Source organism: Actinophytocola algeriensis (assembly GCF_014203735.1).
GTDB lineage: Bacteria > Actinomycetota > Actinomycetes > Mycobacteriales > Pseudonocardiaceae > Actinophytocola > Actinophytocola algeriensis.
The window spans coordinates 651,979-667,301 of record NZ_JACHJQ010000006.1; the positions used below are offsets into that span (position 1 = coordinate 651,979).

The 15,323-nt window shown below is 72.2% G+C and carries 14 protein-coding genes and 1 pseudogene; 8 read left to right on the forward strand and 7 right to left on the reverse strand.

Annotated features, from left to right (window positions below):
* Positions 1–17 precede the first annotated feature (17 nt).
* The gene (locus tag FHR82_RS29910) at positions 18–968 is read right to left on the reverse strand and encodes a LysR family transcriptional regulator (RefSeq protein WP_184813894.1); all 951 of its coding nucleotides are present in this window, start codon (positions 966–968) and stop codon (positions 18–20) included.
* Positions 969–1,057: 89 nt separating this feature from the next.
* Here FHR82_RS29910 and FHR82_RS29915 point away from each other — a divergent pair, with 89 nt between their 5' ends.
* From FHR82_RS29915 to FHR82_RS29935, 5 genes are read left to right on the forward strand one after another with little or no spacing between them, the layout of a single operon-like run.
* The gene (locus FHR82_RS29915; RefSeq protein WP_184813895.1) at positions 1,058–2,341 is read left to right on the forward strand and encodes a CitMHS family transporter; all 1,284 of its coding nucleotides are present in this window, start codon (positions 1,058–1,060) and stop codon (positions 2,339–2,341) included.
* A 9-nt stretch (positions 2,342–2,350) separates the two neighbouring features.
* Positions 2,351–3,622 carry an acyclic terpene utilization AtuA family protein gene (locus FHR82_RS29920; RefSeq protein WP_184813896.1) on the forward strand — a complete coding sequence of 424 codons (1,272 nt, stop codon included), beginning with the start codon at positions 2,351–2,353 and terminating at the stop codon, positions 3,620–3,622.
* Positions 3,609–3,911, forward strand: coding sequence for an AtuA-related protein (locus FHR82_RS29925; protein WP_184813897.1), 303 nt, complete (start codon positions 3,609–3,611; stop codon positions 3,909–3,911). The genes FHR82_RS29920 and FHR82_RS29925 overlap by 14 nt, the downstream gene beginning before the upstream one ends.
* The gene (locus FHR82_RS29930) at positions 3,908–5,332 is read left to right on the forward strand and encodes a CocE/NonD family hydrolase (protein ID WP_184813898.1); all 1,425 of its coding nucleotides are present in this window, start codon (positions 3,908–3,910) and stop codon (positions 5,330–5,332) included. The genes FHR82_RS29925 and FHR82_RS29930 overlap by 4 nt, the downstream gene beginning before the upstream one ends.
* Before the next feature lie 48 nt (positions 5,333–5,380).
* Positions 5,381–8,059 carry an AfsR/SARP family transcriptional regulator gene (locus FHR82_RS29935; RefSeq protein WP_184813899.1) on the forward strand — a complete coding sequence of 893 codons (2,679 nt, stop codon included), beginning with the start codon at positions 5,381–5,383 and terminating at the stop codon, positions 8,057–8,059.
* 32 nt (positions 8,060–8,091) lie between these two features.
* On the opposite strand, the gene FHR82_RS29940 is transcribed toward FHR82_RS29935, so the two are convergent.
* Complete coding sequence (locus tag FHR82_RS29940; protein ID WP_184813900.1) at positions 8,092–8,622, reverse strand: M23 family metallopeptidase; 531 nt, start codon at positions 8,620–8,622, stop codon at positions 8,092–8,094.
* 383 nt (positions 8,623–9,005) lie between these two features.
* Between FHR82_RS29940 and FHR82_RS29945 the strand changes: the two genes are divergently transcribed.
* Positions 9,006–9,674, forward strand: coding sequence for a PP2C family protein-serine/threonine phosphatase (locus FHR82_RS29945; protein WP_184813901.1), 669 nt, complete (start codon positions 9,006–9,008; stop codon positions 9,672–9,674).
* Here the strand turns inward: FHR82_RS29945 and FHR82_RS29950 are convergent.
* From FHR82_RS29950 to FHR82_RS29970, 5 genes and pseudogenes are all read right to left on the reverse strand, one after another.
* Positions 9,657–10,511, reverse strand: a complete 855-nt coding sequence (locus tag FHR82_RS29950) for a TIGR03620 family F420-dependent LLM class oxidoreductase (protein WP_225943921.1) — start codon at positions 10,509–10,511, stop codon at positions 9,657–9,659. The genes FHR82_RS29945 and FHR82_RS29950 overlap by 18 nt on opposite strands.
* 76 nt (positions 10,512–10,587) lie before the next feature.
* Entirely contained in the window at positions 10,588–10,887 is a 300-nt protein-coding gene (locus FHR82_RS29955) for an ArsR/SmtB family transcription factor (RefSeq protein ID WP_184813902.1), read from the reverse strand.
* A gap of 19 nt (positions 10,888–10,906) precedes the next feature.
* Positions 10,907–11,353, reverse strand: a complete 447-nt coding sequence (locus FHR82_RS29960; RefSeq protein ID WP_184813903.1) for a DUF4396 domain-containing protein — start codon at positions 11,351–11,353, stop codon at positions 10,907–10,909.
* A gap of 41 nt (positions 11,354–11,394) precedes the next feature.
* Positions 11,395–11,927 (reverse strand): annotated as a pseudogene (locus FHR82_RS29965) (HpcH/HpaI aldolase/citrate lyase family protein).
* Positions 11,924–12,847 (reverse strand): MaoC family dehydratase, encoded by a 924-nt coding sequence (locus tag FHR82_RS29970; RefSeq protein WP_184813904.1) that lies wholly within the window; start codon positions 12,845–12,847, stop codon positions 11,924–11,926. The pseudogene FHR82_RS29965 and the gene FHR82_RS29970 overlap by 4 nt, the downstream one beginning before the upstream one ends.
* Before the next feature lie 113 nt (positions 12,848–12,960).
* Between FHR82_RS29970 and FHR82_RS29975 the strand changes: the two genes are divergently transcribed.
* Together FHR82_RS29975 and FHR82_RS29980 are read left to right on the forward strand one after the other, a co-directional pair.
* Complete coding sequence (locus FHR82_RS29975; protein ID WP_184813905.1) at positions 12,961–14,109, forward strand: MmgE/PrpD family protein; 1,149 nt, start codon at positions 12,961–12,963, stop codon at positions 14,107–14,109.
* Positions 14,106–15,317 (forward strand): CaiB/BaiF CoA transferase family protein, encoded by a 1,212-nt coding sequence (locus tag FHR82_RS29980; protein ID WP_184813906.1) that lies wholly within the window; start codon positions 14,106–14,108, stop codon positions 15,315–15,317. The genes FHR82_RS29975 and FHR82_RS29980 overlap by 4 nt, the downstream gene beginning before the upstream one ends.
* Positions 15,318–15,323 lie beyond the last annotated feature (6 nt).

Below are 15,323 nucleotides of genomic sequence, written 5' to 3' on the forward strand. Positions count from 1 at the left end.
GCGACATTGCGCCAGCCTCAGGAGCCCGGAGGCGGTGAGGTCCACGCGGTTTCCGGTGGGAGCGCCACGCCCGACCGGCTGGCCTCGGTGATGGCGTCGCGGAACGCCGTCGCGGCTGGTGACAGCGGCCGGTGCGGCACCCGGACCACCGCGATGCGGCGTTCGGTCCTCGGGTCGCCGAGCGGCCGGTGGTCCAGCCCGGCGAACCCGACGAGCGGCAGCACCAGCCCCGGCACCGCCGACACCCCGAGTCCCGCCGCGACCAACCCGGCGACGGCGCTGATGTTGCGCGCCTCGATCGCGTTGTGCGGTCGTCGGCCGGACTGTCCGAGCGCGCGGTCCAGGTGCTGGCGGATGCTCGTCGTGCGGTCGAACGCGATGAACGCCTCCCCCGCCAGCTGCGCCCACGAGACCTCGGTGCAGTCGGCGAACGCGTGCCCTGGCGGGAACACGCAGCAGAACCGGTCGGTCGCGACCGGCGTGACGTGCAGGTCGTCGATCGGGTCGGTGGTCGCGGACACCACGGTGACGGCGAAGTCGACGACACCCGACCGCACCCGGTCGAGCACCTCGACGGCGAGTGCGTCCTCGATGGACAGCAGCACGTCCGGGTGCTCGCGCTGGTAGGCGGACACGATCGCGGGCAGCAGGATCGCGGCGAGCGACGGCAGCGTGGCGACCCGCACCCGACCGCGCTGCCCGTCGAGGAACCCGGCGAAGTGCCGCAGGTTCGCGTCGAACGTGGCCACGGTGGACCGTGCGATCGCGACGAACTCCCGGCCCTCCGCGGTCGGTTCGAGCCTGCGCGTGGTGCGGTCGAACAACGCGACGCCGAGCCTGCGCTCGACCTCGAGAACCGTCCGCGACAGCGACGACTGCGCGACCAGCAGCGCTCCGGCTGCGGTCGTGAAGCTGCCCGCGTCGTGCACCGCGACCACGACGCGCAGCTGCTGGACGGTCAGATCCATGCGCACAATGCATCAATCTATCGAATACTGATGCTTGATCGCGATAGGCGATGCCGGGATGGTGTGGTCACGATCGCAGGAGGTCAACGATGCTCGCCGCGAGTGGTTTCGTCACGATCGCACTGTTCCTGGTGGCTGTGCTGTCCCGCCGGGTGTCCGTGCTCATCGCGCTCACCGCGCTGCCGGTCCTGGTCGCGCTGGTCACCGGCCACGGCGGGCAGCTCGGCACCCTGATCGCCGACGGCCTGCTGAAGGTCGCCCCGGTCGCGATCATGATCACGTTCGCGGTGCTGTACTTCAGCCTGATGGTCGACCGGGGGCTGTTCGACCCGGCCGTCGCGCGGGTGCTGCGGTGGGCCAAGGGCGACCCGCTGAAGATCACCGTCGGCACGGCGGTGCTGACGCTGCTGGTGGCACTCGACGGCGACGGCGCGTCCACGTTCCTGATCACCGTGTCGGCCATGCTGCCGATCTACAAACGGCTCGGCATGCGCAGGGTCGTGCTCGCGGGGGTGATCTGCCTCGGCGCGGGCGTGATGAACATGGTGCCGTGGGGCGGGCCGACCGCACGCGCGATGGCGGCGCTGAACCTCTCCTCCGCCGACGTGTTCGTGCCCGCGATCCCCGCGATGGTCGGGGGCATCCTGTGGGTGCTGGTCGCGGCGTTCCTCATCGGACGGTCGGAACGCAGGCGGCTGGGCGTGCTCGAACTGGACGAGGTCGTGCCGGAGGCGCGGCCGCGCACGGGGCTCGACCGGTTCCGGTTCTGGTTCAACGTGGTGCTGACGCTCGCGCTGGTCGGCGTGCTGCTGGCGCAGCTGATGGACCTCGAGGTCGTGTTCGTGCTGGCGTTCGTGATCGCGGTGATCGTGAACGTGCCGTCGTGGGAGCGGCAGCAGGAGCTGTTCGCCAGGCACGGCAACAACGTCGTGCTCGTCACGACGATGATCTTCGCGGCAGGCGTGTTCACCGGTGTCCTCGGCGGCACCGGGATGATCGAGGCGATGGCGACCTGGCTCGTCGGTGTGATCCCGGACGGCGCGGGTGGCGCGCTGCCGGTCCTCGTCGCCGTCACGGGCATGCCGCTGTCGCTCGTGTTCACACCGGACGCGTACTACTTCGGGGTGCTGCCGGTGCTCGCGGAGACCGCGACGGCGTTCGGCGGCAGCGCGGCCGAGGTCGGCACCGCGGCCATCCTCGGGCAGATGACCACAGGGTTCCCGCTCTCGCCGCTGACCGCGTCCACGTTCATCCTGCTCGGCATGAGCGGCGTGGAGCTGGGCGCGCACCAGCGGTTCATCTTCAAGTGGGCGTTCGGCACGACGCTGGTGATGACGGTCGTCGCGCTCGTCACCGGCGCCATTTCTTTCTAGGGGATTCGCTTGCACACCACCAGGATCGGCTGCGGGGCGGGGTTCTCCGGCGACCGGATCGAACCGGCCGGGGACCTGCTGCGCCGCGGCGCGCTCGCCGACCTCGTGCTCGAGTGCCTCGGGGAACGCACGGTCGCGCAGGCACAGCAGCGCAGGCTCGCGGATCCGGCGCTGGGCTACGAACGCCGCCTCCCGGCCCGGTTCACCCGGCTGCTGCCGCTCGCCTTCTCCCACGGCGTACGGGTGATCACCAACATGGGCGCGGCGAACCCGCTGGCCGCGGGCCGGGTCACGGCGTCCATCATGTCCACCCTGGGCCTGTCCGGCCGGGTCGCGGTCGTCACCGGCGACGACGTGCTGTCCGAAGTGGACCTCGACGCGCCCGCCTGGGAGACCGGCCGCCCACTGCGGGAGCACGGGGAGATCGTGTCCGCCAACGCCTACCTCGGCGCGGACGCGGTGCTGCCCGCGCTGGTCGCCGACGTGGTGATCACGGGCCGGGTCGCCGACCCGTCGCTGTTCGTCGCGCCGCTGGCGGACCGGCTGGGCTGGGACCTCGACGACGTGCCGTCGATTGCCGCCGGCACGCTGGTCGGCCACCTGCTGGAGTGCGCCGGCCAGCTGACCGGCGGCTACTTCGCCGACCCCGGCTACCAGGACGTGCCGGACCTGCACGCGCTCGGTTTCCCGTACGCGGACGTGTCTTTCGACGGCACCGCGGCACTGGGCAAGCTCCCCGGCACGGGCGGCCTGCTGAACCGGCAGACCGTGCGCGAGCAGTTGCTGTACGAGATCACGGATCCGGCCGCCTACCTGACCCCGGATGTGACGCTCGACGTGCGTGGCGTGCGGATCACCGACGACACAAGGATTTCCGGCGCCCGGGGCACGTCGCGCCCGGAGACGTTGAAGGTGAGCGTCGGCTACCGTGCCGGGTCCAAGGTGGAGGCCGAGATCTCCTACGCGGGCCCGAACGCGGCGGCACGCGGTGCGCTGGCGGCCGAGATCGTCACCCGCCGCCTGACCGGGGTGCCGGTTCGCGCGGAGGTGCTGGGCGGTGAGACGGACTGCCGCGTCCGGGTCGCGGCGATCAGCCACGACGCGGCCCTGCTGGACCGGGTCGGTGACGAGGTGGAGTCCTTGTACACCAACGGTCCCGCGGGTGGGGGCGGGTTCCGCGCGCACGTCACCGAGGTCATCGGCATCGCGTCCACCACGATCCCCCGCGAAGCGGTCCGGCCGTCCGTCACGTTCCTGGAGGTACCCGGTGCTACTGCATGAGCTGGCCCACTGCCGCGCGGGCGACAAGGGCAACACGGCGACCCTGTCGGTCTTCCCGCGCGACGACGCCGACTACGCCCGGCTGGCTCGTGTGGTGACCGCCGAACGGGTCCGCGCGCACCTGGCGGAGTACATCGCGGGCGAGGTCGTGCGGCACGAGCTGCCGAACCTGCCCGCGCTGCACTTCGTGTGCCACCAGATCGTCGACGGTGGCGTCACCACCTCGCTCGCGCTGGACACGCACGGCAAGTCACTCAGCTCACGGCTGCTCGCACTGGAGATCCGATGAAGACACTCGCGCTGGCACTCGCGGCGACCCTGCTGTCCCCTGTGGACACCGCCCCGCCGCTGCCCGACGACCCGTTCTTCGCCTACGACCGCCCAGCCACCTACACCGTCCACACGGAACGCACCGAGGTCCCGCTCCGCGACGGCAGCCACCTGGCCTGCGACCTCCACCGCCCCGCCGCACCGGGCCGGTTCCCGGTGATCGTGTACGACTTCAACGCCTACGACCAGCTCGCGGCGCTCGGTGAGGCGGCGCGGTTCTACGTGACCCGCGGCTACGTCGCGGCGGTGTGCAACGTGCGTGGTTCCGGCGACTCCCCCGGCCGGCTCGACCCGTTCAGCGCACAGGAACAGCGCGACAACCACGACCTCATCGAGTGGCTTGCCGTCCAGCCGTGGTCCACCGGCCGCGTCGGGCAGATGGGCGTGAGCTACGGCGGCCACTCGTCGCTGCTGGTGGCGGTGAACAAACCACCGCACCTGGCGGCGATCATCCCGGTCGACGGCATCAGCGACTGGTACGAGAACACCATCTACCGCGGCGGCATCTACTCGGCGCGGATCCGCGAGTGGCAGCAGAACACGGCCCCGGACACGCTCGTCACGTACGCGCGGCACCCGGCCTACGACGACTTCTGGCGCGAACGCAGCGTCAAGGCACGCTGGTCCGACCTGGACGTGCCGACCCTGGAGATCGCGGGCTGGTACGACCGGTACCGCGACGGCATGGTGCAGAACTTCCAGGCACGCCAGGACAACGTGTGGCTGGTGGCGGGCCCGTGGGAGCACGGCATGCCTGCCGGTCAGTACGCCGACATCGGCACGGGCGCGTTCCTCGCGTGGTGGGACCACTGGCTCGCCGGCCGCGACGCCCCGCTGCCCGCGAAGAAGGTGACGTCGTTCGAAACCCCGCACGGCGGCTGGCACCAGTACGACGACTGGCCCGCCGGCCGCACCCGGCACCTGCCCCTGACTCCCGGCGGCGCGTACACGGTCAACACCGACCCCGGCCCCCGCGACCCTGGCGAGAGCCTCGTCTTCCGCATGCGGCCGGTACGCGAGGACCTGGTGCTGGCAGGCGAGGTGAACGCGACGATCCGCGCCACCTTCCCGGCCGCCGACGGCAACGTGGCGGTGATCGTGTCCGACGTGGCCCCGGACGGCACGAGCACCCGCATCACGAACGGCTGGCTGAAGGCGAGCCACCGCCACGGCCACGAACACCCGGTCCCCGTCCGCCCCGGCAGGCCGTACGACCTGGAGGTCCACCTGTGGCCGGTCCACCACCGCCTCGCGGAGGGCCACCACCTGGAGATCACCGTGGCGAGCGACGACCACCCGGAGATCGACTCCGACGCCCCTCCCGGCCAGGTCAAGATCACGCGCGGCACACTCGAGATCGCCACGCTGCGGAAGCGATAGCGCACGGACTGTTCCGTTCCGCGGAATCCCGGCATACGATCCCCCTCGATGGCGAGGGTCGTGTTCCGGGTGCTCGGGCCTCTCGAAGCCGAAGTCGAGGGGCGTCCTGTCGCGCTCGGCGGACCCAAGCCCCGGCTCCTGCTGGCCACCCTCCTGATGCGACCGAACACCGCCGTGAGCACGGACGTGCTGGTCGACGTGCTCTGGCCGGAGGCGCCGCCCCGCTCGGCGGCCGCCAACGTGCGGACCTACGTGCACAGCCTGCGCCGCCTGCTCGACAACCGCATCGAGCACCGGCCCGGTGGGTACCTGCTGCGGGCCGAGCCCGGCGAGATCGACCTCTGCCGGTTCGAGGAGACCCGCGACCCGGACCTGTGGCGCGGCCGGTTCCTGGCTGACCTGCCGGAGAGCCACGTGTTCGGCGCGACCGCCGCCCGGCTCACCGAGCTGTGGCTCTCCGCCCGCGAGAACCGGCTGCGGGAGCGGATCGACCGGGGCGAGCACGACGCCGCGGCCGCCGAGCTGCGCGGCATGCTGCGCGACCACCCGCTGCGCGAAGAGCTGTGGCAGCTCCTCATCCACGCGCTCACCGCCGCGGGCCGCCGCGCCGACGCCATCCAGGCCTACACCGAGGCCGAGCAGATCCTCCGCGACGAGCTGGACGCCGCACCCGGTGCCGCGCTGCTCGCCGCGCTCTCCCCGGTCTGCCAGCTGCCGCTCGACCTGCCGGACTTCACCGGTCGGGATGATCTCGTCCACGACCTCGTCCAGCAGGTCCGCAACCGCGACCGGCCCACCGTCGTCGTCCTGTCCGGACCGCCCGGGGTCGGCAAGTCGGCCGTGGCGGTGCGGGTGGCCCACCTGGTGCGCGCGTCCTTCCCGGACGGTCAGCTGCACCTCGACCTCGCGGGCACGTCCGCGTCCCCGCGCAGGCCCGCCGACGTGCTCGCCGAGCTGCTGCGAGCGCTTGGCCACAACGAGTTCCCCCGCGGCGTCGCCGAACGGGCCGCGATGCTGCGGTCCGCGCTCGCCGCCCGCCGGGTGCTGCTCGTGCTCGACGACGCCGCGAACGCCGCCCAGGTCGCGCCGCTCCTGCCCGGTGCGGGCGGGTCCGCGGTGCTGGTCACGAGCCGGGTCATGCTGCCGGACCTCGTCGGCGCGCGGCCGGTCGAGCTGGACGTGCTGCCCGACGCGGAGGCCGTGCGGCTGCTCGACGGCATCGTCGGCGCCGCCCGCACCCGCGCGGAACCCGACAGCGCGGCGGCGATCCTGCGGTTCTGCGGCCACCTGCCGCTCGCGATCCGGGTCGCGGGCACCCGCCTCGCCCACCGGCGCGGCTGGACGCTGCGCACGCTCGCCGAACGGTTGCGGGACGAGCGGCGCCGCCTCGACGAGCTGGCCGTCGGCGATCTCGCGGTCCGCGCCAGCGTCGGCCTCACCTACGCGTCGCTGCCACCCGACGCGGCGCGCGCGTTCCGGTTGCTCGGGCTGCTCGGCCCGGTGCGCTGGCCGGGCTGGGTGGTCGGCGCGCTGCTGGGCAACGAGGAGTACGACGAGTACGACCCGGTGCTGGACCTGTTGGTGGACAACCACCTCGTCGAGTTGGTGGGGTCCGACGACACCGGCGCGCCCCGGTACCGGCTGCACGACCTGCTGCGCTGCTACGCGGCCGAGCTGTCCGAGAAGGACAGCGCGGCGGTCGGCCGGGTGCTCGACGGGTACCTCGGGCGGGCGGCGGCCGCGGCGGCCGGGATGCCGTACTTCGGTGTGCTGCCGGAGAAAGCACCGGCGACGCCCGCCCCCACGAAGTGGTTCGACGCCGAACGGCACGCGTGCGTCGCGATGGTGTCGCTCGCCGAGGCGTGGGGCGCCGACGACCTCACGTGGCGGCTCGCGACCACGCTCGCACCGTACTTCGACCTGCGCGGCAACCAGGACGACTGGCTGCGCACGCACCGGATCGCGCTCGCCGCCGCCCGCCGGGCCGGGGACCGGCGCGGGGAGGCGATCGTGCTGCGCAACCTGGGCCAGGTCGCGCTGTACCGCGACGGGTACGCCGACGCCAGGTCCGCGTTCACCGCAGCGCACGAGCTGTTCGCCCAGGTCGGCGACTCGCAGGGAGCCGCGGTCGCCCGCGCGGGGCTGGGCACGGTGCTGCGGGTGCTCGGCGAGCACGAACAGGCCCTTGACCACTGCCACGCCGCGCTCGAGCTGTTCGCGCAGGTCGGTGACCAGCACGGCGAGGCGGTCGCCCGCCTCGCGGCGGGCTCGGTGTGGCTCGCGCTCGGCTGTCTCGCGGCCGCCGAGCGCTGGTTCACCGACGCCTACGAGCTGTGCGCGGCGATCGGCGACCGGCACCGCGAGGCCCACGCGCTGAAGCGGATCGCGTCACTGCACCAGCAACGCGGCGACCTGGACGCCGCGCGGGAACACGTCGCCAGGGCACTCGCGATCTTCCGCGAGCTCGACGACGAGCACTGCGTCGGCTACACCAACCAGAGCCTCGGCGAGCTGTGCCTCGCGGGCGGTGACCTCGCGGACGCCGACCGGCTCCTCGCGACCGCGCTGGACCTGCACCACCGCAACGGCGACCGCCGGTCCGAGGCCGACGTCGCGGAGCTCTTGGCCCGCCTGCACGAGACCAGGGGTGACCGGGTCGCGGCGCGGCGACACGCGGACCGCGCAACCGCGATCCGCGCGTCGCTGCTGACCGGCACGGTGTCCTGACGAAGCCTCGGGACGCCGCGCGCCCGCCCGCGCTAGCAGCCGGTCGAGCTGGTGATGGTGGTGTTGCCGTAGTACGTGATGCGCACGCCGTTCAGCACGACCCGCTGCACGACGCCGTTGAGGCGCTGCTCGTAGTGCAGGTGGGGGCCGGTCGATCCGCCCGTGCTGCCGACCTTGCCGATGATCGTGCCGGTGTTGACGTTCTGCCCGACGGACACGTTGAACGAGTAGAGGTGCGCGTACAGGGTCTTCCAGCCCTCGGCGTGCCGCACGACGATGTACTTGCCGTAACTGGTGTTCCCGAGGTCGCGCCTGGTCTCGACGACACCGGCGGCACTGGACCGGACGTTCTGGCCGAGCGCGTTGCTGCGCTGGAAGTCCACGGCGAGTTGCGGGTTGTGGTTGGTGCGGGTGTTGGCATTCCACACCTGGCCGCAGTCGAACGGGGTGCGCAGGTTGACGGACTGGGCACCGACATCGGTGCTGTCGGCGCTCGCCGGGGCGGCCAGTGTGAGTGCCGCGGTGACGGCGGCGACGAACGCGCCGATCAGGCGGAGTGACATGGATGACCTCGCTTCGCGGGGCTGCAGGGACCCTCACCACAGCAAGGCCGCGTACAAGACCCGTACAAACATCGCCACACGTTTGCGTGATGTCCCCGGCCGGCGACTCCGCGTACCATTTTGTGCGCAGAAAGTTCCCAGGCAGGAGGTCGGCATGCTGGTGGACGGATGTGGCTGCGGATGTGGTGGTTGCGGTAGTAGCGACTGCTGCGGCGGCAAGTGCGGTTGCTGACACGTCAGTGACCATCGGGCTCCGGGGACCGGACGCGGCCCGGAGTCCGCTCAACCACACAGCACCGGTTCACATGATCCGTTCATGGCGTCCTCAGCGATCTCACAGCTGACATCCGGATCCTCGCGTACAGGAGCGCGAGGAGGCCGCGATGCGACCACTACCGGCCTGGCGGACGGCAGGCACCCAGGGACCCCGCACGGTGAACGCCGACGCCGTCGCCACGTACGGCGGCGTGGTGGCGCTGGCCGACGGGGTCGGTGACAGCACGGACGCCGCACGGGCAGCGCGGGCGGCGGTCACCGCGGCGGTGCGAGTACCCGCGGCAGCGGGTCCGGTCGCCGCTCTGGCCGCGGCCCAGCGGGCGCTCCCGGTCGACGGAGACTGCGTCCTCGTGGTCGCGCAGCCGTACGCGAGCGGCTACCACATCGGCTGGGTCGGCGACGTGCGCGCCTACGCGTGGGACGGCGTCGACCTGTGGCAGCTGACGAGGGACCACACCCTCGCGCAGTACGTCCGCGACCACGGCGGGCAGGTACTCCCGCGCATGGAACACCTGGTCACCACGAGCGTCCGCACCGCGGAGCACACCCACTACGGCCTGACCGCCACAGGTACGCCGAACCTGCTCCTCACGACGGACGGCGTGCACAAGACCCTGACCCACGAGCAGATGGCCGGCCTCCTGCGCGGGGCCGACAACCCGGCGGACGCGCTGGTGGCGGCGGCACTACGTGAAGGCACGAAGGACAACACCACGGCGGTGATGCTGTCCCGCGCCCCCGCCCTGCCGACGATGCCGCTACCGGCCGCCGCCTAGCGCCTCACCGAGGAGCCGCCAGTGCGGCATCGTGTCGTCGGCCCCGATCACCTGCACGGCGACGTGGTCGGCCCCGGCCTCGCGGTGCTCCCGCAACCGCGCGACCACCGTCTCCGGTGAGCCCCAGAACACGAGGTCGTCGACGATCCGGTCGCTGCCCCCGTGGTCGATGTCGTCGTCGGTGTACCCGAGCCGCCGGAACTTGGCGATGTTGAACGGGGTGGTCAGGTAGGGGTGCAGGTGCTCGCGCGCGATCGCCCTGGCGGTGGCGGGGTTGTCCTCGAAGAGCACGGCGTGCTCGACGGCGAGGAACGTGCCGGACCCGAGGACCCCCCGCGCGCGGGCCGTGTGGTCGACGTTGACGTGGTAGGTGTGCGCGCCCAGGGCCCGGTCCCTGGCGAGCGCGAGCATCTTGGGCCCGTAGGCGGCGAGCACCCTCGGCACCTTCCCGAGCGCATCCAGTTCGTCGAGGTAGTCGCCCATGACGCTGAGCGGCTTGACCCCGGGCCGCCCCTGGCCGATCCCGAGCCCGAGCAGGTAGCGGCCGGGGTAGGCCTCGGCGAGCAGGGCCGCGCCACCGTGGGCCGCCGGCGCGGACCGGGCCGTGACCTGCGCGATCCCGTTGACAACGGTGATGTTCTGCGTTGCCGCGAGCAGCGTCCCGGCGAGCGAGAACGCCTCCCGCCCACCGACTTCCGGGAACCAGAACGCCCGCCACCCCAGCTCGTCCAGCTCCTGGATCGACTCCCGCGCCCGCGCCACCGGCTGCCGCTCGAAGTCGAACGTGTAGACCCCGAACTCCCCAAGCCCGTCGACCATGATCGCCCCATTATGCATCGTTGTATCGTAAATTGACGATACGTTTGCCGTCACGGTACCCGACTCCGCCGTCGCGGACGGCGTCACAGCCGGTTCAGAGGGTCTTGCCGAGCACCTCGACCAGGTCGGCGATCCGCTGCTCGTCGCGCTTGTAGTGGGTCCACTTGCCCACCCGCGTGGACCGCACCAGCCCGGCCCGTTCCAACTCGGCCAGGTACGCCGACACCGTCGACTGCGCCAACCCGGCCTTGGCCTGGATGTGGCTCACGCAGACCCCGGCCTCGACCACGTGCGATGGCGCGAAGTGCCGCAAGGGCTCGCGCAGCCACTGCAGCAGCTGCAGCCGCATCGGGTTCGACAGTGCTCGCAGCGCGCGCACGACGTCGGGCTCCATGACGATCAGCGTACGACCCTCAGTGGTGGTGGTACTCGTGCACGACCGCGTGCCCCCGGCCCCGGCCGATCATCCACCTGTTGACCGGCACGGTGACCACGAACGCGACGGCCAGCGCGACCGCGAGCGACCCCCAGAACAGCCACGACACGATCCCGGCGTCCATCGCACCCGGGACGAACAGCAACACGCCGTTGTCGACGAGCTCCATCACGAGGATCGACACCGTGTCCGCGGCCAGCGCCACCCGCAGCGCCTGCCGGAACCCGATGCCCGCCCGCAGCACCCCCCGCATGGTCAGCGCGTAGCCGAACACGAACGCCAGCGCGATCGCCAGCACGATCGTCGGCACGTTGTGCCAGCCGAGGGCGGTGCCGATGACCATGCCGAGCACCTCGCCGATGGCACAGCCGGTGAGGCAGTGGAGGGTCGCGGACACGGCGGTGGACCAGGTGGCATCACGCATACCCCCTTCATACCCCTCGGGGGTATGACACGCAAGTGCGGTCAGCTCCGGCCGAGCAACCGCCGCGCGCGCAGCAGCACCGGCCGGTCCACCATCCGCCCATCCACCGCGCTGACACCTTCCCCGGTCGCGAGGACCGCGTGGGCCACGCGATCTCATCCTCGGTCGGGCGGAACGCCTCGTGCACCACGGGCACCTGCCGCGGGTGCACGCACAGCTTCCCCGTGAACCCCAGCTCGACGGCGTGCCGCGTGTCCTCGCGCACGACGTCCACATCGGACAGTGCCATGGTCACGCCGTCGACCGGCGGCGCGCACCCCGCCGCCGCCGCACCGCGCACCGCGGCGAGGTCGGCCGCGTGCCACGGCGTGCCCGCCGCGTTGATCCGCACCACCGCGGTGTGCCCCTCGGCGAGCCACGCCACCACGTGCTCCCTGGCCGCGTCCTTCGCACCAGGGGCCACCGCGTCCTCCAGGTCCAGCACCACGACGTCGGCACCCGCCGCGGCGGCCTTCGCGAACCGGTCCGGCCGGTCTCCCGGCACGAACAGGAACGACCGCGCCCGCTCGATCACGCCATCACCACCGTGTACCGCCAGTCCAGCACACCGTCCACAACGGACCGCAGCGTCACCAGGTGCCCGGCGACCGCGAGCACCTCGATCTCGCTGGTCAGCGTGTCGCCCTCGTGCACGGGGCCGAGGTGGTCGCAGCTCTCCCACGCCACGACCGTCACGATGTTGGGGATCGCCCGGCACACCTGCGCGAGCGCGACACCGATCGTGTGACCGCCGTACACCAGTCGTGGGTCGCCGGCGTGGTGCGTGGTGGCGATGTTGACGGTCAGCCGCGCGAGTTCGGGCGCGCCGGACACCACGTCCCCGCCCGGCACCCGCCACTTCCGCCCCACGGTCATCGCGTCGGCGTGCTCCCCCGGCACCCGGGCCCGGAAGGCGGCGAGGTCCCAGTCCGGCACGGCAGGCGCCACGGCCTCGCCGACGGCCGACAGGTCATCGGCGTGCCCGGTCGGCTCGGCCGACCGCAGCGGCAGCATCGCGCACCGCCAGAAGTCCAGCACCGGCCGGTCTTCCTGGTCGACGGTCGTGATCCGCAGCGCGGCGAGCCCGGTCGGCGCACGCCCTGGTTTGCGGGAGTTCTCCTTCAGGCCGACGACCTCGGTGACCGTCCGCAGGGTGTCGCCGATGACCGGGAAGCGGTGGAACGCGAGCCCGCGGTAGAAGAGGTTCGCCCGCACCTGCCGCGTCACCACCGTCGACTGCCCGATCGCGACGTCCCACACCAGCGCGGGATGCGCGAGCGGCGCCGACCCGGAGACCGCGCGCGCGAGCCCGTCGTCGAGCGGCAGCCGCAGCCGGTCGCCGAGCACGGCCTGGTGCACCGCGGCGTGCCCGCTGGTGAGCGTCACCGACGGCGCGCCGCCGAACCGGTCACCGACCGACAGCCCGTCGAACCACGGCCCGTCCACGACCTCCATGCGTCCTCCGCAGGTCCTCTCCCGAAAGTCCGGCCAAAGTCACCGTATGCGTCCTTGACACCCAGAACAACGCTATGTGAAATTGGCCGTACATTTCCTGTCGGAAGGGTGCCATGGCCGCGACGGCGGAACGTCTTGCCCGCTGGGCACACGAGTACGAACCGACCGGCGACGACCTCGACCTGGCCGGCCGCGCGCTGACCGACACGGTCGCGGTGACCGTCGCGGCCCGCGACAGCCGCATGCGCACGCTCACCAAGGACCTGCCGGCCGCGGCGCGGTGGGCGGCGGTCGGGCACGTCCTCGACTTCGACGACCTGCACCTGCCGTCGACCGCCCACATCAGCGTCGTGTGCGTGCCCGCCACGGTCGCCACCGGCGGTGACGCGGCCGCCTACCTGGCGGGCGCCGGTGTCATGGCCCGCCTCGGCACCGCTCTGGGCTGGGCGCACTACACCCGCGGCTGGCACGTCACGTGCACGGCGGGTGCCCCGTCGGCGGCAGCGGCGGCCTCGGTCGCGCTGGGCCTGTCCCCCGCACAGACGGCCAACGCGCTCGCTCTCGCCGTCCCCCAGGCGGGTGGCGTGCAGCGGGCGTTCGGCACCGACGGCAAGGCCCTCCAGGTCGGGCTGGCCGTCGACGCGGGAGTTCGTGCGGCGCACCTGGCCGCCGCAGGCGCGACCGCCGACCTGACCGCGCTCGACCAGTGGCTCGATCTGCTGGGCGGCGACCCGTCCACCGTCGACCTCACCGGGCCCGCGGTTCCCGGCGGCCTCGCGATCAAGCTCCACCCGTGCTGCTACGCACTGCAGCGCCCCATCAGCGCCCTGCGCGGCGTCACCGGCGACGTTCGGAGCATCCACGTCCGCACCCCGGCGGCGAGCACGCAGCCGCTCATCCACCACCGCCCCACGACCGGCCTGCAGGGCAAGTTCAGCATGGAGTACGCGATCGCCGCGGCCCTGCTGGACGGCCGCCCCGGCTTCGCGAGCTTCACCGACATCGCGGTCCGGCGAGCGGCAGCACAGCGCCTGATCTCGTTGGTGGAGCTGGAAACCACGGACGGCGGCGAGGGCCTGCTCACCGGCGAGGTGCAGATCACGCTCGACGGCACGCGCACGGTCACCGAGAAGCTGCCGCCCGGCGCGCCGGGCCGCCCGCCGACCGACGCCGAACTGGCCGAGAAGCTCGCCGACTGCGGCCTGGACTCCACAGTGGACTGGACGACCGCACGCGCACTGCTGTCCGAGGAGATCTCATGAGCGGAGCTCGCGGAGTGAATCAGACACCGGGCCTTCCCTTGTCGGGTATCACCGTCGTCAGCCTCGAGCAGGCGGTCGCGGCACCGTACGCGACCCGCCAGCTCGCCGACCTGGGCGCCAGGGTGATCAAGGTGGAACGGCCGGGCGGCGGCGACTTCGCGCGGCGCTACGACGAGTCGGTCCTCGGCCAGTCGAGCTATTTCGTGTGGCTCAACCGGTCCAAGGAGTCGGTCACGCTCGACGTGAAGCACCCGGCGGCGCGCGAGGTCCTGACCGAACTGATCGCGGACGCGGACGTGTTCGTGCACAACCTCGCACCAGGCGCGGCGGCTCGGCTCGGGCTGCACGCGGAACCGTTGCGGACACTCGACAACAGGCTCGTCCACTGCACGATCTCCGGTTATGGCACCGACGGCCCGTGGGCGCACCGCAAGGCCTACGACCTGCTGGTGCAGTGCGAGACCGGGGTCGTGTCGCTCACCGGCACCGAGGAGGACATGGCCAAGGCAGGCATCTCGATCGCCGACATCGCGGCGGGCATGTACGCCTACTCCGGCATCCTCACCGCGTTGCTGCGGCGCGCGAACACCGGCGAGGGCACGACGGTCGAGGTGTCGCTGTTCGAGGCGCTCGCCGAGTGGATGGGTTCGCCCGCCTACTACACCCGTTACGGCCCGCACCAGCCGAAACGGGTCGGTGCGCAGCACGCGACGATCGCCCCGTACGGCCCGTTCACCAGCAAGGACGGCGAACCCGTGGTTCTGGCGGTGCAGAACGAACGCGAATGGGTCGCCCTGTGCGAGCAGCTGCTGGCTGACCCGGCGGTCGCCACGGACGAGCGGTTCGCCACCAACTCGGCCCGCGTGACCCACCGCGAGGAACTGAACGCGTTGCTGCAACAGCGTTTCGACACCTTGTCGACGACGGACGCCATCGCGGTGCTCGACCGGGCCGGGGTGGCGAACGGCAAGGTCAACTCGGTCGCCGCGTTCCTCGACCACCCCGTGCTGCGCGACCGCGGCCGCTGGCTCCCGGTGGACAGCCCGGGCGGCGTCATCGAGGCCCTCCGCCCACCCGCCGACCTGGGCGGGGTGGAGCCGGTGATGAACCCGATCCCCGCGACGGGCGAGCACACGGAACGGGTCCTGCGCGCGCTGGGCCGCACCGACGACGACATCGCGGCACTCCGCGACGCACACGCCATCTAGGGGAAA

What these genes read in the sequence shown, in the direction of transcription:
- FHR82_RS29955 (WP_184813902.1), bottom strand. Translation starts at nt 10,887, where the DNA reads ATGGAGCCCGACGTCGTGCGCGCGCTGCGAGCACTGTCGAACCCGATG.
- FHR82_RS29970 (WP_184813904.1), bottom strand. Translation starts at nt 12,847, where the DNA reads ATGGAGGTCGTGGACGGGCCGTGGTTCGACGGGCTGTCGGTCGGTGAC.
- FHR82_RS29960 (WP_184813903.1), bottom strand. Translation starts at nt 11,353, where the DNA reads ATGCGTGATGCCACCTGGTCCACCGCCGTGTCCGCGACCCTCCACTGC.
- FHR82_RS29930 (WP_184813898.1), top strand. Translation starts at nt 3,908, where the DNA reads ATGAAGACACTCGCGCTGGCACTCGCGGCGACCCTGCTGTCCCCTGTG.
- FHR82_RS29945 (WP_184813901.1), top strand. Translation starts at nt 9,006, where the DNA reads ATGCGACCACTACCGGCCTGGCGGACGGCAGGCACCCAGGGACCCCGC.
- FHR82_RS29915 (WP_184813895.1), top strand. Translation starts at nt 1,058, where the DNA reads ATGCTCGCCGCGAGTGGTTTCGTCACGATCGCACTGTTCCTGGTGGCT.
- FHR82_RS29975 (WP_184813905.1), top strand. Translation starts at nt 12,961, where the DNA reads ATGGCCGCGACGGCGGAACGTCTTGCCCGCTGGGCACACGAGTACGAA.
- FHR82_RS29950 (WP_225943921.1), bottom strand. Translation starts at nt 10,511, where the DNA reads ATGCATAATGGGGCGATCATGGTCGACGGGCTTGGGGAGTTCGGGGTC.
- FHR82_RS29935 (WP_184813899.1), top strand. Translation starts at nt 5,381, where the DNA reads ATGGCGAGGGTCGTGTTCCGGGTGCTCGGGCCTCTCGAAGCCGAAGTC.
- FHR82_RS29910 (WP_184813894.1), bottom strand. Translation starts at nt 968, where the DNA reads ATGGATCTGACCGTCCAGCAGCTGCGCGTCGTGGTCGCGGTGCACGAC.
- FHR82_RS29940 (WP_184813900.1), bottom strand. Translation starts at nt 8,622, where the DNA reads ATGTCACTCCGCCTGATCGGCGCGTTCGTCGCCGCCGTCACCGCGGCA.
- FHR82_RS29980 (WP_184813906.1), top strand. Translation starts at nt 14,106, where the DNA reads ATGAGCGGAGCTCGCGGAGTGAATCAGACACCGGGCCTTCCCTTGTCG.